The following is a 20,196-nucleotide window of genomic DNA, read 5'->3' on the forward strand; positions in this document are numbered from 1 at the left end:
TATTTTGGCGATTAGCAGCAAAGGTGATATGTGATGGAAGTTTCCCTTGACAGTCTGTGGTCTCAGGTGCTAAAGCGCCTACAGATAGAATTATCCCGTCCAACCTTTGAAACTTGGATTAAAACTGCTAATGCGGAGCGATTAGAAAATAATTGTTTAGTCATTATTACGCCGAACCCCTTTGCCCGCAATTGGTTGCAGAAGTATTACATTAATACTATTGCCAATGTCGTGCAGAATATTTTGGGTTATCCGGTTGAGATTTATATTACCGTTGCTCAAGGTGGTGAAGTTACGCCAATAGACAAGCGCGAAACTGCTGAAAAATTCCCTAATTCCAGTTTTGTGTCTGAAAGCCTGACGCAAAAAACTCAGATGAATGCAGAATTAAACTCAAAATACGTGTTTTCGCGGTTTGTGGTGGGCGCAAATAACCGAATGGCGCACGCAGCATCCTTAGCCGTTGCAGAGTCCCCAGGTAAGGAGTTTAATCCTTTATTTTTGTGTGGTGGTGTTGGTTTAGGAAAAACTCACCTGATGCAAGCAATTGGTCATTATCGCTGGGAAATTTGCCCAAATTCTAAAATATTTTACGTTTCGACAGAGCAATTTACAAATGACTTAATTACAGCCATCCGCAAAGATAGTATGCAAAGCTTCCGAGAACATTATCGGGCTGCTGATGTGCTGTTAGTTGATGATATTCAGTTTCTTGAAGGTAAAGAGTATACCCAAGAAGAGTTTTTCCATACTTTTAATACATTACATGAAGCTGGCAAACAAGTTGTGATTGCTTCTGACCGCCCACCAAATCAAATTCCTCAACTGCAAGAGAGGCTGTCTTCACGGTTTTCTATGGGGTTAATTGCTGATATTCAACCGCCTGATTTAGAAACGCGAATGGCGATTTTACAAAAAAAGGCCGAGTATGAAAATATCCGTTTGCAGAGAGATGTGATTGAGTATATCGCAACTAACTACAAATCGAATATTCGGGAATTGGAAGGAGCATTGATCAGGGCTTTAGCTTATATTTCGATTTGGGGTTTGCCAATGACGGTAGAAAATATTACCCCTGTTTTAGAAACACCTAGCGAAAAATTAGCTGCTACTCCAGAGGTAATTTTAGCGACTATTGCTGAGAATTTTGATGTCTCAATTGAAGACCTCAAAAGTAACTCACGACGGCGGGAAATTAGCTGGGCGCGTCAAATCGCCATGTATTTAATGCGTCAACACACTGATTTGAGTCTGCCGAGAATTGGGGAAGAGTTTGGTGGCAAAGACCATACAACTGTGATGTATAGTTGTGAAAAAATTACTCAGCTAAAAGAAAGCGATCGCAATTTAGGAAACACCCTCCGCCAACTGAGCGATCGTATTAACATGACTAGCCGTTCTCAAAAATCATCAAGGAATTAATCTGAAGTTTTCCACAGCCCGCAAACTACTCATTGATATAAATGCTTCAGAAATCAATTTAAAATATTAAGTTAAGTATAAAAAATGATTAAAATTAAATATCTCTGTGGAAAAAAACCACAAATCTGTGGAAAACTTCATCAAGTATAATTACCTTGTGGAAAAATCCATCATGTTTTCCACAAGTTTTCCACAGGTATTAACACTGTTAATTTAAGAGGTTAAGGGCTAGAGAAATTTTCATGGTCTTAATTCTGGGCATTATTCCCTGTGGGGAAAATACCTGGAAAATGTGAGTATTGACTAATAGTAAAAAATACTAATCTCTACCTTTAATCTTTAGCCCTAGCCTCTAACCCCTAGCCCCTAGCCCATAGTTTCTAACCCATGAAATTACTCTGCTCTCAAAGCGACCTCAGTACTAACCTCTCCCTCGTTAGTCGTGCTGTACCTTCACGCCCGAATCATCCGGTGTTGGCAAATATACTTTTACAAGCGAATGCAGAAACTAACCAAGTCAGTTTAACCGCCTTTGATTTGAGTTTGGGTATTCGTACTAGCTTTAGTGCAGAGGTTTGGCAAGGAGGAGCGATCGCCCTACCTGCTAAACTTTTGCTAGATATTACCTCGCGTTTACCAGAAGGGGAAATTACCTTAGATGACGAAGCTTCAGTTGCAGCCACAGGCGAAGGTTTAATTGTCAATCTAACACCTAAAAGCGGATGTTACCAATTACGCGCTATGAGTGCGGAAGACTTTCCCGAACTCCCGATAATTGAAGATGCAGAACCAATTCATCTAACAGCCGCAGCCCTAATTGAAGGACTAAGGGGTTCATTATTCGCCACTAGTGCTGATGAAACCAAGCAAGTTCTCACAGGTGTACATTTAAGCGTGAAACAAGACACCCTAGAATTTGGTGCAACGGATGGGCATCGCCTCGCAGTTGTAGAAACGACAAATGAGCGTCCCTTGGGCGGAAGTGGTGAATTAGAGGTAACAGTACCCAGCAAAGCCTTACGAGAACTAGAAAGGATGTTGGCGCATCATGCAGCTGATGATGCGATCGCCTTATATTTAGATCAGGGTCAAGTTATCTTCGAGTGGCAAAATCAACGCTTAACTAGCCGCACTTTAGAAGGGCAATATCCCGCATATCGCCAACTCATTCCCCGCCAATTTGAGCGACAAGTCACAGTTGATCGCAAACAATTTTTAAGTACTTTAGAAAGAATTGCTGTATTAGCTGATCAAAAGAATAATATAGTCAAACTCACTATTGATCATGCCTCCCAAGAATTGACATTATCTTGTGAAGCTCAAGAAATGGGTAGTGGTAGAGAATCAATGCCTGCGGAAATATCTGGCGAAGATATCGAAATTGCCTTTAATGTAAAGTATTTAATGGAAGGCTTAAAAGCCTTGCCATCTTCAGAAATTCAAATGCACATTAATCAAAACCTCACGCCAGTGATTTTTACACCCCTTGGCGGATTGAAGATGACTTATTTAGCTATGCCAGTACAATTACGTACTTAGATTATATTCGTTTTTTGATAAACAGGAACTGCAAAGGAAACAAAAAATGGATCATATTCCAATCCTAAAGAATTTGAGATAAAAATTGGCGCGTTCTGTCTTCTTGAGGGTTGGTGAAAAAGATATCGGGTGTTGCTGACTCTACGAGAGAACCACTATCCATGAGAATTACTCGGTCAGCAACTTCACGGGCGAATCCGACTTCGTGGGTAACAACAACCATCGTCATACCATCACGCGCCAGACCGCGCATCACATCTAATACTTCGCGTACCATTTCTGGGTCTAAAGCTGATGTAGGTTCGTCGAATAGCATAATTTTAGGCTGCATAGCTAACGCACGAGCGATCGCTACCCGTTGTTGTTGTCCACCAGATAACTGTCCGGGATATTTTTGTGCTTGTTCTAATATTCCTACTCTTTCTAACAGTTGCATTGCTAATTCTTCCGCTGTAGCTTTTGAAGAGCGACGTACCCAAATTGGCGCTAAGGTAATATTTTGCAATACTGTGAGATGGGGAAACAAATTAAATTGTTGAAAAACCATACCAACTTCTTGCCGGATTGCTTCAATATTACGCAAGTCATGGCTGATGGTAATACCGTCAATAATAATAGTTCCTTTTTGATATTCTTCTAAAGCATTAAATGTGCGGATAAATGTTGATTTACCTGAACCGGAAGGCCCCATAATAACAACAACTTCTCCCCGATTAACACTTAGACTTACACCTTGGAGAACATGAAATTTTCCATACCATTTATGAACATTTTCAGCAATAATGATTGATTTTGTTTCTGTTATCATGAATTTTTAGCCCTAGATTATATTTTCACTAACATCTATTCAATAAAAACATTGCTTGGATTTTATCAAATTAACAGCTCTGGAAATTGGCAATTGATGTATTATTAAATCTTAGTACTGTTACAAAAAATTCGGTGTCTAAACCAGCAGATACAGGCGGTAAGCGATTAATTAGTCTCGCTCCCGATGCCTGGGTAAAATGGGTGACTCAACGCCCAGAAGTTGTCGCAAAAGAAATTTTGGGTTCTGAGTTTCAGTGGATTAGCCGCGAAACAGATGTGCTTGTGAAAGCATACAGTGAGGCTTGTGGCGATTTTTTGGTACTCACCGAATTACAATTGCGCTACACAACCAAAATGCCTTTAAGGATGAGGGCTTATGCGGCTTTGGCACAAGAGCGTTACCAACTGCCAACATATCCAGTTTTAATCAACATCTTGCCACCACCAACGACAGTAACAGTTGTCAGTAGTTACGAGCAAGAATTTTTAGGATTACGCGCTATCCAAGACTATCGTGTGATTAATTTATGGGAAGTGGACGCTGAAATAGTTTTTCAGCAACCAATTCCATCTTTATTACCGTTTGTTCCAATATTGCGAGGCGGAGGAGAAGCATCTGTTGTAGAACGCGCACTACAGGTACTACGAGCAGATGAGCAGTTGAACCAGTTAGAATCATTGCTGGCTTTTTTTGCTAGTTTTGTGTTAGAGACACCTTTAGTACAGCAAATTATGAGGTGGGATATGACAGTATTAAGAGAATCACCTTGGTATGAAGAAATTTTAACTGAAGGTAGAGAATTAGGTCTTCAGCAAGGCTTAGAACAAGGTTTAGAACAAGGCTTAGAACAAGGCTTGGAACAAGGCTTGGAACAAGGTGCGCGACGGCAATTAATCCGGGTGTTACAACGACGTTTTGGCGAAGTTCCACCTTCAGTAGTGGCAAATTTGGAAAGTGCGAGTGTAGAACAGTTAGAAAATCTCATGGATGTGGCTATTACCGTCAATTCTTTGGCAGAATTTCTGACTGTCTTATCGGATGAAAGTGATACCACGCAATAATTAATTAAACTGTCTTTCTAAACGCTGAGATACTAACGACATTGAATAACAAAATAGCCAATAAATTAACCCTACAAATAAATAAACTTCTGCATAGCGCCCGATAAATTGTGGCTGTGCCAAGATAGATCGGGCCATGCCAGTTAATTCTACTAAACCTAGTAAAGATAATAGTGAAGTATCTTTAAATAAGCCGATAAACTGTCCGACAATTGCTGGAATAACCGCCCGTAAAGCTTGAGGAAGGACAATTAATAAAATTACCAATGGTGCTTTTAAACCTAATGCTTTGGCTGCTTCAATTTGACCACGGGGAATTGCTTGCAGTCCGCCACGGACATTTTCTGCCATGTAAGCCGCACTAAATAAAACTAATCCGGCAATTCCTCTAATTACTCTATCTAAACGCCAGTCTGTCGGGAGAAATAAAGGTAACATGACTTGAGCTAGAAATAAGATACCGATTAGCGGTAATCCTCGCACAATCTCTATATATAGAATAGAAAACCAACGTAATACAGGCAGTTTACTAGTACGTCCTAAAGCTAATAAAACCCCTAAAGGAAACGAAAGTATAATACTCACGACTGCCATTAAAACAGTTAGTAGTAAACCATTCCATAAATTTGTAGGTACAGTTTGTAAGCCAAATCCCCCACCAATTAGCCAGATAATTACAGGAAATGATAATAACCAGAGTGGAGATAGCCAAGGAGTTATGGTTTTATAAAATATTTTGCCAAGCCAAAAGCTTGTTAATGTTAATGTCGCAATAAACAGTAACCATATATGCGAGGTGAAATCCAAAGGCAGAATGATTAATAATAAACCATAAATAAAAGCAAAAATGGCAAGTCCTAGCTTAGTAAAACTTTGTTTGTTAAATACAACACCGCTATTTATAGCAAATAAAATAGAAGCGATCGCCAAAACAATCCAAACTCGCCAATATAGGTTTTGGGGAAATCTACCGACTAAAAATAAACGTAAATTAACTTGAATTACCGCCCATTGTGCTTTAGCATTTACCCACGTTAATACTCCCTGCAATACCCAAAATAAAAATACTAAACAGACAATAGTTAGTAAGCTGTTGTACCAAGTATTAAATAAGTTTTTCCGCAACCAAGTTAATTGATAATTTGTCATTTCTAATTTTTTAATCCTGTTATCTCTCTTGAATTTGTACGGTACGATTCAGCAAATTCATGATGATGGAGATAGTCAAGCTCAAGGTAAGATAAGTGAGCATAAGTAGTAACATTACTTCTACGGCTCTCCCGGTTTGGTTGAAGGTGGTGGAAGCTACGAAGTAAACATCTGGATAACCAATAGCGATCGCTAAACTGGAATTTTTCGTCAAATTCAGATACTGACTGGTTAATGGCGGAATAATTACCCGCAAAGCTTGAGGAAAAACCACTAGCCGCATCACTAATCTCGGTTTTAAGCCAAGCGATCGCGCCGCCTCCCATTGTCCTTGAGGTACTGATTGAATTCCACCCCGGACAACTTCTGCAATAAACGCACCTGTGTAAAAAATCAATCCCAATAATAGAGCCGAAAACTCTGGGGAAAAATGAACCCAAGGTAAATTAATTCCGCCTTGACTAAAGCTAATAAAACCCCACAGAGAAAATTTATTTTCTACTTTAGGAAAGCTCAAAAAAACCGCAAAGTACCAAAATAGTAATTGTAATAGTAAAGGTGTATTCCGGAAAATTTCAACATAAATTAAGCTGAGATTTCGCACTAACCAGTTATCAGATAACCGAGTTATCCCAGCGGTTATGCCGACAATTGTCGTGAAAAAAATGCCGGCGATCGCCACACGCAAGGAATTAATTAATCCCACCCATAAAGCACGAGTGTATGTATCAGTCGATTTGTAAGCAATCAGCGTTTCTCCAATATCAAAAGATGCTTGCTGTTTGAGAAAATCAAATCCAAATCGAATGCCTAGTTGTTGTAAATTACGATTCAGGTTACTCCAAAGTATTGTTACTAAAATTGCTGCTAAAAATACAGCAACAAATTGTGTTGTGATTTGCCAAAAACGATAATCACGCCAAATAGGCGGTTTGTCATTTGTCATTTAATTTGTATGGAGAGGTGAGGGAGACAAAGTGGACAAGGGAGAGAGATGTTTGTCAATCATTTAGGATTGCTCTATGAAGTTTCACAATTCATCTAAATGGTGGGGAATAGAGCAGTCCGCTTTTTGACCAGAGTTGATTTTGACCACGAGCGAGATTGAGTTTGGTTTTGGGGCCGAGGTTGCGATCGTATACTTCCGCGTAATTACCAACGTGTTTGATAACTCTAGCCGCAAAATCGTTAGTTAAACCAAGTCCTTCACCTAAGTTGCCTTCTGTGCCTAAAAAGCGTTTAATATCTGGATCGTTACTGTTAGCCATTTGCGCCACATTCTGAGAATTAATACCCAATTCTTCGGCTTTAATAAAAGAATAAACTACCCATTTCACAATGTTGTTCCAATTTGTGTTTCCTTTAGCAACTGCTGGCGCTAGGGGTTCAGAAGAAATCACTTCATCCAAAATTATGTTTTCTTCTGGTTTGGGTAGAGTTGTCCGGCGAGAAACCAAGGCGGAACGGTCGGCTGTCACTCCGTCACAACGTCCTTCAGCGTAGGTGGCGAAGGTAATATTTACATCTTCAAAAACAACGGGTTTGTAAGTTACACCACGTTTTCGCATCTGGTCGGCTAAATTTTGTTCAGTAGTTGTACCAGTTTGCACACAAATTGCTTTGCCTTTTAAGTCTGCTAGGGACTTAATGTTGCTAGTTTTGCGAACCATGAGCGCTTGACCGTCATAAAAGACGACAGGTGCAAATTCTAAACCGACTGAAGTATCACGGCTGAGTGTCCAAGTTGTGTTGCGGCTGAGAATATCTACTTCTCCAGTTTGGACGGCGGTAAATCTTTCTTTGGCGTTGAGATTGCGAAACTCGATAGCATTGGGATCATCAAACATTGCTGCTGCTACAGCACGGCAAACATCTACATCTATACCATTGTATTTACCGTCAGTACCCACAAAGCTAAAACCGGGAATTTCGCCACTGACACCGCAAATTAACTGACCACGACCTTTAACTATATCAGTGCGATCGCTGGCTGTCTTTGTTGTTTGGCCTGATTCTCCACTACAAGCAGCAAGTGTCAAGATTAAAGGTGCGATCGCTAGGATGAAAGCTAATTTCCGCATAAACTTTGTAAATGTTAAACGCTGAAAGATGTTTTCACGACTACAATATTTTGGTAAAAAATTAGTCGATGTTTGTAATATAAAGCTTTTTGTAGATTTTTAAAATCGAGAGTCTCAGATCCACGACTGATTCAATAAGTAGTAAATTTAATTTTTCACTAATAATTTAAGATTGCTATTTTAAAAAATTAGCCACTGTAATTTTTAACTATTACTTAAATATTGATTCTTGAGATACAAAGATTGCTAGATATTTTGTCCTTATGAGTACTTCCTAAAACATGATTTTCCTATTTCATAGAATTTATTATGCAGAAACTCATTGCATAATTCTCAACAAGCAGAAGTAGCCACATCAACCTAAACATAGACCCCTCGCAGGTTACACTAGTTTTGGTGACAGCCGCTCCACCATTTCTTATGAGGCTTTTATGGGAGCAAATCTCGAACAGATTGCCAATTACTTAGACAAACTAGGTTGGGACTACCGCTTTGATGATGAAGAAGACCGAATTATCACAGGGGTGGAAGCTGATAACCTAGAAGATTTTCTCATAGTTGTTCAATTAGATGAGGAGGGAAAATTTTTCCGCATTTTTGCGCCTCAAGTTTTGGCAGGAGTACAAGACCATCCTCACAAAGCGGTGATTCTCCAGACAATGTTAGCCATTTCCTGGGAAACCAAAATGCTGCAATGGGAATATGACCCGTCAGACGGCGAAATCCGTGCCATTATTGAATTTCCTCTGGAAGACTCAATTCTCACAGAAAAGCAATTTCAACGCTGTTTAAGCGGGTTGATTCAGATTGTTGATGGTATAGCTATCCCCAGATTGAAAGAAGTCATGGTTACAGGAGAAGATCCAGGAAATATAGAGATTGGCGAAAGAATGTTACTCAGTATTCAGGAAGAAGCACCCGGTTTACTAGAACTTTTGGAAAAGGCAATGGAAGCTAGAAAAAAGCGGGGGACTTTTCCAAGTGACTGAGGCGAATCACCACTTAAATAGCTATACTCCAAAGTGATACCCTCACTATATACTGAAATTTTCTAGGGCTGGATTTTATGACATCCTATGCAACCTCCTCTGCCAAAGCAGAAATGAGTGAACTCCGGCGATTAAAAGGCTTACTACCACCAGAATTGCAAAGCTGGGTCACAGTTGAAGGCACAACTGAGGTCAATCCACCCCTGATCCGCAGCGAAGAAATTGGTAAAGACCAAGTAGAAGTTCAAATTGACTTGGTGAAATGGGATGCTCTCGCAATGGATCAGCGTAATCTGCTGTTCTGGCATGAAGTTGCCCGCATTCAAAATGACACAATTCCCAAAGATGGTTGGGAAATGGCAGCATTAGCTATTGGTTTAGGTGGTGCTGTCGGTGAGTTGTGGGTACAAGATGGATTGTTGCTGGTGTTAGCTTTGGCCCTATGTGGCGTTTCTGGTTGGCGACTTTATCAAAAGAATAATGGCGAAAAGCAAATGAGAGAATTGCTAAATGCTGATGAAAAAGCGATCGCACTAGCAACTCGTTTTGGTTACAGTCTACCCAATGCTTACAAAAGTCTTGGTAGTGCTTTGAAAAGTTTAATTGATACTACTCCTAGCAAACGCCAACGGTCTCGTTATGAAGCACGACTTTCTGCCCTCAAACGTAGTGCCAACAAGGCAAAAGCTAAATCTCGCTCTCCAGAAGACAGCGAAATGTAGCCTCAGAGAATTATCTTGGGTGGGCAATTCCCACCCAAACAAGAATTTATTTACTTCTGCATAGATTTAAACTGTCGCTTCACGAATAAACTACTCGCAGCCATTAAAACTAGTGCAGCAGTTGTAGTTGGTTCTGGGACTCTTTGTGGTGGCACAAATCCGGCCAATTCTGCTTGACTGGCGTTTAAGGCGTAAACAAAGGTAGGAATCAAAGACTGTCCTGTAGGACAACCACTGTCAATGGGGACTTGAGAGAAGTTAGTCCCATCTGTACAAACATCAAATTGCACATTATCACCATTTTGAGTGACGCTGAAGTCGTTATCTGTACCTACTATTAAGGCGTAAGAACCATCAGCAAGTTGCGGCCCGATCGCTAAACCTTCAAATTTTTCGGGAATGGGTTGTCCAGCATTTCTCAGAAACTCGGCAATATCCGCAAACAAAGTTTTACTAACAGGTGTGACTCCAGCAGGCAAAGTATTTATACCTGTCAAGCTAATATCAGCCACATTGGTTGCACCGGTCAAGTCAATTTTGTAGATGCGTTTGCTGGCGACTGGTGTTGCACCTGTGGGATCTTCTACACCTATACCGCGATTATCCCGTTCCAGAATTAAAAATTCATTGTTGTTCAAGGCTGTAATGGAGCTAATACCAATATTGCGACCTTGAGAATTAGCTCCAAAAGTATTATCAGGAACACGGGCATTAATATCTGCCAAGCTTTCCAACTGATAGAGGTATTGAGCCGTACTATTACCAGTGTTGGTGTCAAATTCGACTATTCGGAGATTGCTACCACGCCGTCCATCTGGGGAACCTTCGTTAACTAACGGGTCTTGCAGCATCGCAAATAGTCTACTACCATCTGGGCTGAGGGTTACGCCTTCAAAGCCGCGATTATCTTGACGACCAGTGGAAATGGTGGGACGACCATCAACGTAGTTAATTGTGCCGTCACTTTGTCTGGGAATGAGATTGCTGGGAGTAGCAAATGCCCGAATAAAAGAACCCGTCGGGCTAAATTCGTATACAGAAGGGCCATATTCATCAGAAACGTAGAAATTCCCATTCGGCGCGATCGCAAATCCTTCTGGGTCAAAGCTGCGGCCAAGAACACTAGCATTACCATTCAGTATTCCGGGATTCAAACCGTTAAAGTTTTGACCATTTTGAGTAAAGAGAATTGTGTCTAATAACTGTAAATTGCTAATTGCACCTGTATTCTGGTCAACATCTAATGAAAATTTTTGTACCCGTGGGTTATAGCTGATCACACCACCACCAGGGCCGCGATCGGCTAGGCTGTAATACACATTGTTGGAGCGATCGTAATACAAGTCAGAGAAAAACCCTAGGCGATTAGTGTTGGCACTATTAGTATTAGATGAAGATAAATCTGTACTATCCGCAGGAATGGTGATGCCATTCACCAAAGAAAGAGCCTGAGCCGTGGTTGCCGAGCCAGTAATACTAACTACGGCAGCTACCAGCGAAAGGCTGAATCCAGAAATCCAAGGCTTGAGTGAAATCATGTACACTTCCCAAAAAGACACAGTTTTTTCAGCTTTGGACTTCTAGATTAAAGAAAGATTAACTAAAAATTAAGGTAGTTAATATCACATAATGATTTAATAGAATGTGGTTTTTACGTGCAAACATCTTCATCAAACTTTTACAGTTGATTGAGCATTTTATGGGTTTGCGGCACAACCCGGACATGAGACACAAACTTTTTCATCAATGCTTGCCATATCAGCACTTGATCGGGATTTGGGGCAACCATAGGTGTTGGGGTGAATTGTTCAGAGACGGGTAAAGGTGTGACTGGTTGTAAAAATACAGGGATATCTGGATTGATATCTGCTATCAATAAAGCAGCTTGTTTTAACTCATCAGGATTTGTACTTTGCGAAATAATTATCTTGATAAAAACATCCACAGATGGGTTGTTGTGGCATAATTGGAGAAATTTTGCATGAGCTTGCCAATAAGTCTCGCCGCTGACGCTGGGCAGTTTCCAATCCATACCAACGGAGTCTAGGTAAGGCAGAATCATCGCCAGTTGTTCTGGGCGATGTCCACCAGTCTCTAAGTATATGGGAAGACCAGTAAGCGATCGCACTTGAGGCAGAAATTCATGCAAAAAAGGGGCATGTAGAAGGGGTTCGCCGCCAGTTACGCTAATGCTATCGTGTAGCAACGGTAGATTTTGACGTTTAATCCATTCGAGTAATATGGTTAAGGGGACGGGATTAGAGTGAATTTCAAAGTCTCGTGATCCAGGTGATCGTTCTACCTTACAGGTAGTGGGTGCATTCCATGTGTGGGAGCTATCGCAAAAATGACAGCGCAAGTCACACAAAGCAAAGCGAATAAAAATTTGACGTGTCCCGACATTCAATCCTTCCCCTTGAATAGCAGAAAAGACCTCAATCAGACGGGCGGTAGGTTCAACTGTAGTGTTAGCAGTCATGGGCTAGTGGCAAAGCGATCGCACTGTGGCGATACAAAAACAAGTGAATTTTTTAGTTCTTGTTCTATTGTGAATTGTCCTTGGCAATCTCGGCGCTCACCCCAGATAACTAATAATCAGTCTTTGTGCTTACCCTGTAAATATGAGGTTAATTAATTTTCTAGGACAAAATCATGTTTGGCAGATTAAATTTACATGGCAACGAAAGTGCAGAGCTTCATGACTAGCCAACCCACAGAGGTAAATTTCCCGGTTACTTCCCTAAATGAAACGGCGATAGTACAGGTATCCCCGCGGTTAAGCGTGCTGGAAGCAGTCAGCTTTAAGCAAACCTGCCAAAACTTAACCCTCGCAAACCCGTATCCCCAGAAAATCATTATTGATTTTCAGCAAACTATTTTTATGGATAGTAGTGGTTTAGGCGCTCTGGTCAGTAATTACAAAACTGCCCAAGAAAAAGGAATTACGATAGTTCTGCGGAATGTTACCCCTCAAGTAATGGCGGTGCTAACTCTGACAGGATTAGATCAAGTTTTTCCGATGGAGTCTAGTAGTGATGCAGCATTAATCGAAGCGAAAAGCGTCATAGAAGCGCCTAAAAATAGTTCTCGTAAACCAGAGCCACTTCCCACCACTCATCCCTCTATAGCCTCGTGGATGAAACGCTTGATAGATATAGTTGGCTCAATAGTGGGTTTAGTAATTACAGGAGTTTTATTAATTCCCATTGTGGTTGCTATTACAATCGATGATCCCGGCCCGATTTTATTTAGTCAAACCCGCTGTGGCTGGATGGGAAAGCGGTTTAAAATTTGGAAATTTCGCTCTATGTGTGTAGATGCGGAAGCCAAGAAAGCTTTGGTAAAAAATCAAGTACAGGGTGCATTTTTCAAAAATGATAACGACCCCAGGATTACCAAAGTAGGGCGATTTTTACGCCGTACTAGTTTAGATGAATTGCCACAATTTTGGAACGTTTTAAAAGGTGATATGAGTTTAGTAGGCACTAGACCGCCAACGCCTGATGAAGTTGAACGTTATGAAGTACCAGAGTGGCAACGTTTAGATGTAAAGCCAGGAATGACTGGAGAATGGCAAGTTAACGGGCGGTCTACAGTCCGCAGCTTTGAAGATGTCATTCGTCTAGATTTGCAATATCAAAAAAATTGGAGTTTACTGTACGATTTAAAGTTAATTTTTAAAACTGTTGCTATTTTATTTAATAGAAAAAGTGGCGCTGTTTAGAAAAAATATAATTTTAAATTTGTCAATAATTTTTTTTACTCAGATACCCGACTTATTTAATAAGTCGGGTATCTTGATTTAGGAATATGATATTTTAACTGTTAAACTTTGCCGTTGTGGCGATCGCAGTGATACGGATAAAGCCATTCACACCTAAATAGCCCAAGAGTATGCTTTTCTAAGAAAGAGCCTGCATGATACCTAGCCGATATGTTAATTCCAGCTTTCGTTTTAAATTCATATAGTTTAGGAAAGACTGCGGCTAAAATTGCGATCGCCGCTACAAAATAAAATACTGTGGTTCCCAGCTTGGCAAATCTGTGAGAATTGCTGTTGACTTTTCGACGAGACATAGGAATTAAAAATTAACAGCCTATTCTAGATTAGCCTAACTTTGAAAATGTCGTCGAAAACGCTGATCTGTTTTGTCTGATTTTGCTTGATTACAAGTCAAGCAAAGAGTATGCAAATTGCTGATATCGTTTTGACCACCCTGCGCTAGGGGAATAATATGATCAATACTTAGATTCGTTTCTAACTCTGTCTTACCGCAGCTTTGACATTGATATTTATCACGTTGAAATACATACTGTCTAACTTCTGGTGGAATGCGAATACGTGGCGTTTTATTCATAAGTCATCTTCGTGAATTAGGCGACGTAAGTCATCAAGAGGCGATTCTGGTTCAGTAATTTCTGGTTCATCAGGAATAAATTCTACAGCAATTTTTATTCTGATTTTTCCTGATTCCCAGGCTTTTGCACCAATTTTGAGAATTTCGCATTCTAAACCACTATCCAAAAATTCTTGTGTGTTAGTTACAGGTAATTTTCGTTCTTGAAATGTAGCATTAACTATATTCACAAGTCTTTGTGTAAACACATGATTGAGAGTTTCTCGAAACTTACCTACTTTAAATAATTTTTCCTTGGATGAAATAACATCATCATCTCTACATTCTTGTAAATACCAGTTTTCTTCCATAAAAACCTCTTTTATATGTAGGGAAATTAAACTTTATAAGTCTAAGACATAAAGTAAACATTTTTAGATGCTTAGGTTGGATGTAGTAACAAGCGAAACCCAACAAATATATAATCTTGATCTGTTGGGTTTCATCCCTCAACTTTCCTCGTGAATCATACGACGTAAATCATCAAGAGGCGATTCTGGTTCAGTAATTTTTGGTTCATCAGGAATAAATTCTAGAGTAACTTTAATTCTTATTTTCCCTGGTTGCCAAGCTTTTGCTCCCAGCTTAAGTATTTCACATTCTATACCTTCAGTAAACCATTTTTGGTACTGTTTATAATATTTACTACCAACCAAATATCCACCTGGCTCGATTTGTATTCCACAAGAATTTAATGAGTTATAAATCATAGATGATAAATCTTCACCAAATACTTTCTGAACTCCCTCCTGAATTTGCATAATTTTAAATACCTTATCTTTTACCGATAAAGCATCATCAGGATGGCAATTTTCTAGATTAAAGTTATCTTCCATATTAATTGGTAAAACTTTCTACTTAATAATAGACCGTACTATTTTAATATGCTCAGAACCCCGACTTATTTAAGAAGTCGGGGTTCTTTTTTATTCACAAATAAATTAGAAATACCATATCTAATGGTTCCCGCTATTTTTATCTGCGGCTATCTGCGGTTAATCAAGCCTACATTTGTGCCACACCATCTAACAACCCATCAGAAACAACCACACCATTACTAGCTGCAATCTGTTCAACAACATCTAATTCACCAAGATTAATCACTGGTAGTAAATAATCATATAATTGCATTGCCTGTAAACAACTATTAATCCCAGATACCGCGGCGTTATAACTTTCAATTTTTTGTTCTATAGCACTTAGCAAGCGTTGATTATGCGAAATTTTTTCTTCAGCTTCGTGTTGCAAAGTTTGCTCTAAATATACACGCGCTTGCGGATATTGTTGTAAAATGCCATCAGCTTGTTGTTCCGCCATTGGTAACAACTGTGTTTTCAAAATTTGATTGATAGTTTGACGGAAAGATTTACGAATTGTATGGGAGACTTTGGGTTCAAAATCTAACTTTAATAATTGCCTAATTGCTGGTTCGGCTTCTATCATACTTTCACTGTCATAACTTTGCGAAGTTTGCTGCAAAGTTTGACGAAACTGATAAATTGAAAAAGTACCTTCATCATAAAATCTGGGACTTTCTCTAACGAAGCGATCGCACTCTACACTCGCTGCACTAACTAAAGCTAATGATACCTGTTTTTCGATAACTTTTAACTCTTGTTCAATCCCACCATCGTTACCCAACAAGCGATATAACTGACGATAATATTCTGTTTTGCGAATTTTTTCCATCAACTGTTGGAATAAATTCGCCACCAATTGTTCAGAAGAATTTACTAAAATATCTTCCAATTGATTTGATAAATAATAAAATGCCTCTACTAAAATTGCAATTAACGGTGCGGTTGCATTACGCAAATGACTGAGAGTAGCACGTCGATAAGCATCAGCTACAGAAAAAGTATCTAGCAGTTCATCTAACCGCCTAATCATGCGTGATTGCAATTGTCTAAAGTCTGTTTCAAAAGCATCACAAGCTTGATTATTTATTTCGTTAACTTCTTCTATCAGATGCTGGTTGAAATCTTTCCCAATTTGTTGTAGTTGTTGATTAAGTCGCTGTAATTCTTGCGACTTCATTGCTTCAATTTCTCGCGGTTGACTGTCTAACTCTCGATAAGTTGATTGATAAGTTTTTTTCAACTTAATACAAATATCCTCTAAATCATCGGCGAGATTTTGAAACAGCATCGGACGCTTTTCTTCAGTTAAATAACGCGTAATTGCAGCCCGAAATTCTTCAATCCCACTGTCGAGAATTAGCTGATTAATTAAAGGAATACCTTGTTGAGATAAAATCCGTAGATAATTTTCATTCGGCGTTTCAAAACCATTCAGAGAAATCCTAAAATTGGTATGGGAAAGTTTACCAGAAGTGACGCAGTAGTTATTAAATGCGTAGACAAACTGCGGCGTTTCTTCCTGTCCGTTTAAACTTCTAACACTTTCAGCAAAAATAGAATCTAAACCAAATCTATTCTGTAAATTAGTTTGCTTTATTTGACTGCCGTAAAAACCAAGTAACCCACTAGTTTTATAAACTCTGCTTGTATCACGAAACTGACTACTAATTAAATCATCCAATCGCTGCCTTAATTGGGTATTGTACCAAGTTTCGTCGATGCGGTTGAAGACATAAAAGACGCGATCGCGGATTCCCCCATTTCCCCGCATTGTCTCCAACAGTGTCGTTTCTTCTTTGGTCATATCACCAGCAGATGCAGGTTTCAGCACACAAACCACTGCGGAGGTATCTGGATGTTGAATTTTAGCGTAAGTTAACTGTGCATCCTTCTCTACTGGTGCATCGATTCCTGGTGTATCAATAATGACATTACCATCTTCCAGTAGAGGGTGGTTACAATAATATTCAATTCGTTTTAAAACTGCGCTATTACTTCCACGACGTGCATATCCCGCAGCTTCCTTTAAATTGGAAAAGTTAAAATTTTCCATTGAATATGTGGCATTATTAACTGTGTGAATATGCTCCCGGTTCTCTTCATATCCTGCTAGTAATAAAATTAATGCTTTGGCTTGTTTGGCTCGTTCAGATCTACTTTCACCACCCTCTTGCTGAATAATTGCCTCACAGCCTTGATTTAATAAATTACTTACTTCACTTTGATTGATATTCGCTGCTGTGACAAATCCTAGTTGCTGACACAAAAAACTTGCTTGTTCACGAATTTCAGCTTCACTTAAAAATGTCAAAACTACTCTTTCTTGATCAATTTCTGCATACTCGATTTTGCATTCTGTCCCTGTAGCATGTCCCTCAGCACTGTAAAGTAATTCCCTCTCTAATAGTGCATTAATTAGCATAGATTTACCTGCACTAAATGCACCTGCAAACACAATTTCAAACTTGGGCGATATTGCTTTGCCTAGAGAAGTTTGTACAGGTGTGATATCTTGAGAACGTAAAGTAGGTTCTTGCTGTAAAAGTTGCAAAATTAATTCAACTTGCTCTTTTAAATTTGCACACTGAATAGGCAGATTTGCCATTTTAACTACCCCGAATATTACATATATATTAATAACGATTAAATCTGCAAAACCTCAGTAAATTTACGTTTAAGTAAATCATTGGATGAACAAAATACCCGACTGCTTAAAGAAGTCAGTTAGAAATGAGTCCTACTCAGTGTATTAATACTTAATAAATATAAATTTTTTTGGAGAATAGTTTAATTTGACATTTTCAATAAAAATATCAATTGGGGTGATAAATTAATTTTTTGGATAAATATCAGCTATTAATAAAACCTAGCTAGAGAGGGTTGAAATCACTCCAGTTTTTATGAACAAGCCGTCTATTTGAAAATAGTACTGAAAAAGCCCACTCTACGTATATTGGTATATGGGATAAAATCACACATAATTTTACCAAAAAACATTTATAATTCGCCCAATTAGTGCTAAATTTCTCATGAATGATTTAGGATTGCTACAGGCGATCGCCAACATCAGTTAACTATTGTTACTTTACTTAGCTTGAGATTTTGTCTTTAATTACAACGAGCGCGGCAGGGCTCGAACCTGCGACCGATTGCTTAGAAGGCAATTGCTCTATCCACTGAGCTACGCGCCCAAGCTAAAATTATGGCTCTTGGAGGAGTCATATAAGAACAATTATATCGTTATTGCCACTAAGAAGCAATGAAAAATTGCAGATTTGCGATAGCAAGGCTAAGATGCTAGTCGAACAAAGCAAATCAATCATTGATTAGCTACATTGGGTGGTCAAGGCGGGTTATTTGCATTTTAGTGGAGATATCCTTTGGGTAGCTTACACTAAGGTGGCTAAAGAGCGATCGCACAGCTTACCCCAATAATATGCTAAGTAATCGCACTCTTGGCGATGTTACTAAATCAGATTATAGATCGCATATCCACAAAGCCCCTGTGAGGAGTTATTTGCTAGTGCTATGTTTATTCTCAAACGGCAGGATGTTGAAATATCGAGCATTCAGCACCCAAAAAGGGATCAGCAAATGCCGATCCTCCATTATCAGGGGCAAACCTTTCGGCTGATTAGTTTATTTAAAGCTAATCAAGAAGAAGAAGCCCGCGCCTTGTGGAGAGATTTGACAGATAATCGCGGCAAAGCTTGTGTCTTGCTAGAAGAACCAGATCGTTTTAGCATCTGGGGTAAAGTCCGCTTAGAGCAGCTAGATGGTGACACTGGCGGTCATGGTAAGACAGATATACTGATTCAAGCCAGTATTTTGCTACTGCAAGCTGTCCATCTGGATATTGAAGAGTTTTTAGGCGCTCGACAAGCAACATTATTTGAAAAAGATATGGCGGAAATTTTCCGACAGCAGAAATTTCCCGAAACTTCTTCCCCCGAATCAGTTAAACACTTAGTGACAATAGATCCCCTAGAAGGAACGAAACTTCCGCCTTGGCAAGAAAATCATGTAACAACTTTTTTACAAGAACTGCACAAGCTAGGGAAAACCTATTTTGGTAATGCCAATTTTGCCAACAAAGTAGCAGATAGGTTACAGGATATGGCAGATGGCGAGCGATCGCTATTTATCTCTTGGTTAAACCAATCTTCACTGAGTAAACTGTGGCAATAGCATGAAAAAGTAGGAATCATGAAGTCTGAGAACCTCTATTGCACTCTATCCTTCAGACTTCAGACTTCAGTCTTCAGTCTTCACACTTCCAGCGTGCATATACATAGTCAATTCTTATGAGTAGCTCATACAACAATAATTCTCTAAGTTCTAAATCCATCTTCAGTAATCGCAATATCATGTTAGCCGGGATTGCCTGGGCTGTGGCTGCACTATTATATTTTTTGCTATTTAGTGCTAAAATTCCAGGAGCCAACGGCGTAGAAAGTCGTGCCGAATGGTATGTTATTGGCACAAACATTTTTGAAGCGTTAGCTTACTTGGGTGCTGGTATTTTATGCTTAAGGAATTGGCGTAGCCCCCAAATCGTCAGCAGTCGAAATGTGTGGTTGGCAATTGCCATTGGTATGCTTTCTTATTTCCTGGGAGGGATATTTTTTGGCTATACGGAAATAATTTTAAAAGAAGAACCAGATGTATCGATTGGCGATGTGTTTTTTGTATTGACTTATATTTCCCTGGGCGTAGGCATGATTTTAGCTGTGGCATCAAGACGCATTAATCTCGAAAAATGGCAGTTGCTGATTGTAGCAGCAATAGGAGTGTTCGGCAGTTTGGTGGCATGGTGGATTTCGATGCAGCAAACAACACCAACAGAATTACTTGCGGCGATTTTGAATTGGTTTTATGTAGTTAGCGATGTAGTGCTGCTGATTATTGCCACAACCTTACTCTTAGCTTTTTGGGGAGGACGGGTGGCTCAATCTTGGCGAATGATTGCAGCGGCGGCCTTTTCGCTTTACATTGCAGATATGTGGTTTAAATTCGCTCAAGGGCCTAGTTACCAAAGTGGAGACATATTAGAAGTGTTTTGGGTATTTAGTGGAGTGTTATTCGGTATGGGCGCAGTCCTAGAACATGACGCATCATTGAGCCGGACTCGCCGGGAGCGTGGACGTAAACGAGCTTAGATTTGG

19 protein-coding genes and 1 tRNA gene are annotated in these 20,196 nt (G+C 39.6%); 8 read left to right on the top strand and 12 right to left on the bottom strand.

Annotated features, from left to right (window positions below; all coding sequences use genetic code 11):
• Positions 1–33 precede the first annotated feature (33 nt).
• A complete protein-coding gene (gene dnaA, locus NOS7107_RS00010; protein ID WP_015110935.1) occupies positions 34–1,422 on the top strand; it encodes a chromosomal replication initiator protein DnaA in 1,389 nt (462 codons plus the stop codon).
• A 387-nt stretch (positions 1,423–1,809) separates the two neighbouring features.
• Positions 1,810–2,961, top strand: a complete 1,152-nt coding sequence (dnaN, locus tag NOS7107_RS00015) for a DNA polymerase III subunit beta (RefSeq protein WP_015110936.1) — start codon at positions 1,810–1,812, stop codon at positions 2,959–2,961.
• A 64-nt stretch (positions 2,962–3,025) separates the two neighbouring features.
• Here the strand turns inward: dnaN and NOS7107_RS00020 are convergent, their stop codons facing one another.
• The gene (locus tag NOS7107_RS00020) at positions 3,026–3,766 is read right to left on the bottom strand and encodes an amino acid ABC transporter ATP-binding protein (protein WP_044500395.1); all 741 of its coding nucleotides are present in this window, start codon (positions 3,764–3,766) and stop codon (positions 3,026–3,028) included.
• A 137-nt stretch (positions 3,767–3,903) separates the two neighbouring features.
• Here NOS7107_RS00020 and NOS7107_RS00025 point away from each other — a divergent pair, with 137 nt between their 5' ends.
• On the top strand, positions 3,904–4,833 hold the full coding sequence (locus tag NOS7107_RS00025; RefSeq protein ID WP_044500397.1) for a DUF4351 domain-containing protein: 930 nt from the start codon (positions 3,904–3,906) through the stop codon (positions 4,831–4,833).
• On the opposite strand, the gene NOS7107_RS00030 is transcribed toward NOS7107_RS00025, so the two are convergent.
• From NOS7107_RS00030 to NOS7107_RS00040, 3 genes are all read right to left on the bottom strand, one after another.
• Positions 4,834–5,982, bottom strand: a complete 1,149-nt coding sequence (locus NOS7107_RS00030) for an amino acid ABC transporter permease (protein WP_015110939.1) — start codon at positions 5,980–5,982, stop codon at positions 4,834–4,836. It abuts the gene before it with no gap.
• Between the two features lie 19 nt (positions 5,983–6,001).
• Complete coding sequence (locus NOS7107_RS00035) at positions 6,002–6,928, bottom strand: amino acid ABC transporter permease (RefSeq protein WP_015110940.1); 927 nt, start codon at positions 6,926–6,928, stop codon at positions 6,002–6,004.
• A 91-nt stretch (positions 6,929–7,019) separates the two neighbouring features.
• The gene (locus tag NOS7107_RS00040; RefSeq protein ID WP_015110941.1) at positions 7,020–8,063 is read right to left on the bottom strand and encodes an amino acid ABC transporter substrate-binding protein; all 1,044 of its coding nucleotides are present in this window, start codon (positions 8,061–8,063) and stop codon (positions 7,020–7,022) included.
• Positions 8,064–8,494: 431 nt separating this feature from the next.
• On the opposite strand from NOS7107_RS00040, the gene NOS7107_RS00045 reads away from it, so the two are divergent.
• Entirely contained in the window at positions 8,495–9,052 is a 558-nt protein-coding gene (locus tag NOS7107_RS00045) for a hypothetical protein (protein ID WP_015110942.1), read from the top strand.
• Positions 9,053–9,129: 77 nt separating this feature from the next.
• Positions 9,130–9,774: a DUF3318 domain-containing protein gene (locus tag NOS7107_RS00050; protein WP_015110943.1), complete on the top strand. Its 645-nt coding sequence runs from the start codon at positions 9,130–9,132 to the stop codon at positions 9,772–9,774.
• 50 nt (positions 9,775–9,824) lie between these two features.
• On the opposite strand, the gene NOS7107_RS00055 is transcribed toward NOS7107_RS00050, so the two are convergent.
• Together NOS7107_RS00055 and NOS7107_RS00060 are read right to left on the bottom strand one after the other, a co-directional pair.
• Positions 9,825–11,312 carry an esterase-like activity of phytase family protein gene (locus NOS7107_RS00055; RefSeq protein WP_015110944.1) on the bottom strand — a complete coding sequence of 496 codons (1,488 nt, stop codon included), beginning with the start codon at positions 11,310–11,312 and terminating at the stop codon, positions 9,825–9,827.
• Positions 11,313–11,452: 140 nt separating this feature from the next.
• On the bottom strand, positions 11,453–12,253 hold the full coding sequence (locus NOS7107_RS00060; protein WP_015110945.1) for a 7-carboxy-7-deazaguanine synthase QueE: 801 nt from the start codon (positions 12,251–12,253) through the stop codon (positions 11,453–11,455).
• Between the two features lie 195 nt (positions 12,254–12,448).
• Between NOS7107_RS00060 and NOS7107_RS00065 the strand changes: the two genes are divergently transcribed.
• Positions 12,449–13,498: an anti-sigma factor antagonist gene (locus NOS7107_RS00065; protein ID WP_015110946.1), complete on the top strand. Its 1,050-nt coding sequence runs from the start codon at positions 12,449–12,451 to the stop codon at positions 13,496–13,498.
• A 101-nt stretch (positions 13,499–13,599) separates the two neighbouring features.
• Here NOS7107_RS00065 and NOS7107_RS27460 read toward each other — a convergent pair whose 3' ends face one another.
• The 6 genes from NOS7107_RS27460 to NOS7107_RS00090 all read right to left on the bottom strand — a co-directional run bounded on the left by NOS7107_RS27460 (position 13,600) and on the right by NOS7107_RS00090 (position 18,222).
• The gene (locus NOS7107_RS27460; protein ID WP_015110947.1) at positions 13,600–13,851 is read right to left on the bottom strand and encodes a hypothetical protein; all 252 of its coding nucleotides are present in this window, start codon (positions 13,849–13,851) and stop codon (positions 13,600–13,602) included.
• 35 nt (positions 13,852–13,886) lie between these two features.
• On the bottom strand, positions 13,887–14,132 hold the full coding sequence (locus tag NOS7107_RS00070) for an HNH endonuclease (protein ID WP_015110948.1): 246 nt from the start codon (positions 14,130–14,132) through the stop codon (positions 13,887–13,889).
• Positions 14,129–14,482, bottom strand: a complete 354-nt coding sequence (locus NOS7107_RS00075; RefSeq protein WP_015110949.1) for a KGK domain-containing protein — start codon at positions 14,480–14,482, stop codon at positions 14,129–14,131. Before NOS7107_RS00075 ends, NOS7107_RS00070 begins: the two co-directional genes overlap by 4 nt.
• Positions 14,483–14,620: 138 nt before the next feature.
• Positions 14,621–15,007: a KGK domain-containing protein gene (locus NOS7107_RS00080; RefSeq protein WP_015110950.1), complete on the bottom strand. Its 387-nt coding sequence runs from the start codon at positions 15,005–15,007 to the stop codon at positions 14,621–14,623.
• A 169-nt stretch (positions 15,008–15,176) separates the two neighbouring features.
• On the bottom strand, positions 15,177–17,636 hold the full coding sequence (locus tag NOS7107_RS00085) for a dynamin-like GTPase family protein (RefSeq protein WP_015110951.1): 2,460 nt from the start codon (positions 17,634–17,636) through the stop codon (positions 15,177–15,179).
• A gap of 513 nt (positions 17,637–18,149) precedes the next feature.
• Positions 18,150–18,222 (bottom strand) — tRNA-Arg (locus tag NOS7107_RS00090).
• A 337-nt stretch (positions 18,223–18,559) separates the two neighbouring features.
• Here NOS7107_RS00090 and NOS7107_RS00095 point away from each other — a divergent pair.
• Positions 18,560–19,219: an Npun_F0813 family protein gene (locus NOS7107_RS00095; RefSeq protein ID WP_015110952.1), complete on the top strand. Its 660-nt coding sequence runs from the start codon at positions 18,560–18,562 to the stop codon at positions 19,217–19,219.
• Positions 19,220–19,335: 116 nt separating this feature from the next.
• Positions 19,336–20,190 carry a hypothetical protein gene (locus tag NOS7107_RS00100; protein WP_044499479.1) on the top strand — a complete coding sequence of 285 codons (855 nt, stop codon included), beginning with the start codon at positions 19,336–19,338 and terminating at the stop codon, positions 20,188–20,190.
• Positions 20,191–20,196: the final 6 nt, after the last annotated feature.

Source organism: Nostoc sp. PCC 7107, assembly GCF_000316625.1.
Taxonomy (GTDB): Bacteria; Cyanobacteriota; Cyanobacteriia; order Cyanobacteriales; family Nostocaceae; genus Nostoc_B.

Bases quoted from the DNA above. Each gene is read 5' to 3' on its own strand.
- dnaA (WP_015110935.1), top strand. From the start codon at position 34: ATGGAAGTTTCCCTTGACAGTCTGTGGTCTCAGGTGCTAAAGCGCCTA.
- dnaN (WP_015110936.1), top strand. From the start codon at position 1,810: ATGAAATTACTCTGCTCTCAAAGCGACCTCAGTACTAACCTCTCCCTC.
- NOS7107_RS00030 (WP_015110939.1), bottom strand. From the start codon at position 5,982: ATGACAAATTATCAATTAACTTGGTTGCGGAAAAACTTATTTAATACT.
- NOS7107_RS00035 (WP_015110940.1), bottom strand. From the start codon at position 6,928: ATGACAAATGACAAACCGCCTATTTGGCGTGATTATCGTTTTTGGCAA.
- NOS7107_RS00040 (WP_015110941.1), bottom strand. From the start codon at position 8,063: ATGCGGAAATTAGCTTTCATCCTAGCGATCGCACCTTTAATCTTGACA.
- NOS7107_RS00045 (WP_015110942.1), top strand. From the start codon at position 8,495: ATGGGAGCAAATCTCGAACAGATTGCCAATTACTTAGACAAACTAGGT.
- NOS7107_RS00050 (WP_015110943.1), top strand. From the start codon at position 9,130: ATGACATCCTATGCAACCTCCTCTGCCAAAGCAGAAATGAGTGAACTC.
- NOS7107_RS00055 (WP_015110944.1), bottom strand. From the start codon at position 11,312: ATGATTTCACTCAAGCCTTGGATTTCTGGATTCAGCCTTTCGCTGGTA.
- NOS7107_RS00060 (WP_015110945.1), bottom strand. From the start codon at position 12,253: ATGACTGCTAACACTACAGTTGAACCTACCGCCCGTCTGATTGAGGTC.
- NOS7107_RS00065 (WP_015110946.1), top strand. From the start codon at position 12,449: ATGGCAACGAAAGTGCAGAGCTTCATGACTAGCCAACCCACAGAGGTA.
- NOS7107_RS27460 (WP_015110947.1), bottom strand. From the start codon at position 13,851: ATGTCTCGTCGAAAAGTCAACAGCAATTCTCACAGATTTGCCAAGCTG.
- NOS7107_RS00070 (WP_015110948.1), bottom strand. From the start codon at position 14,132: ATGAATAAAACGCCACGTATTCGCATTCCACCAGAAGTTAGACAGTAT.
- NOS7107_RS00075 (WP_015110949.1), bottom strand. From the start codon at position 14,482: ATGGAAGAAAACTGGTATTTACAAGAATGTAGAGATGATGATGTTATT.
- NOS7107_RS00080 (WP_015110950.1), bottom strand. From the start codon at position 15,007: ATGGAAGATAACTTTAATCTAGAAAATTGCCATCCTGATGATGCTTTA.
- NOS7107_RS00085 (WP_015110951.1), bottom strand. From the start codon at position 17,636: ATGGCAAATCTGCCTATTCAGTGTGCAAATTTAAAAGAGCAAGTTGAA.
- NOS7107_RS00095 (WP_015110952.1), top strand. From the start codon at position 18,560: ATGTTTATTCTCAAACGGCAGGATGTTGAAATATCGAGCATTCAGCAC.
- NOS7107_RS00100 (WP_044499479.1), top strand. From the start codon at position 19,336: ATGAGTAGCTCATACAACAATAATTCTCTAAGTTCTAAATCCATCTTC.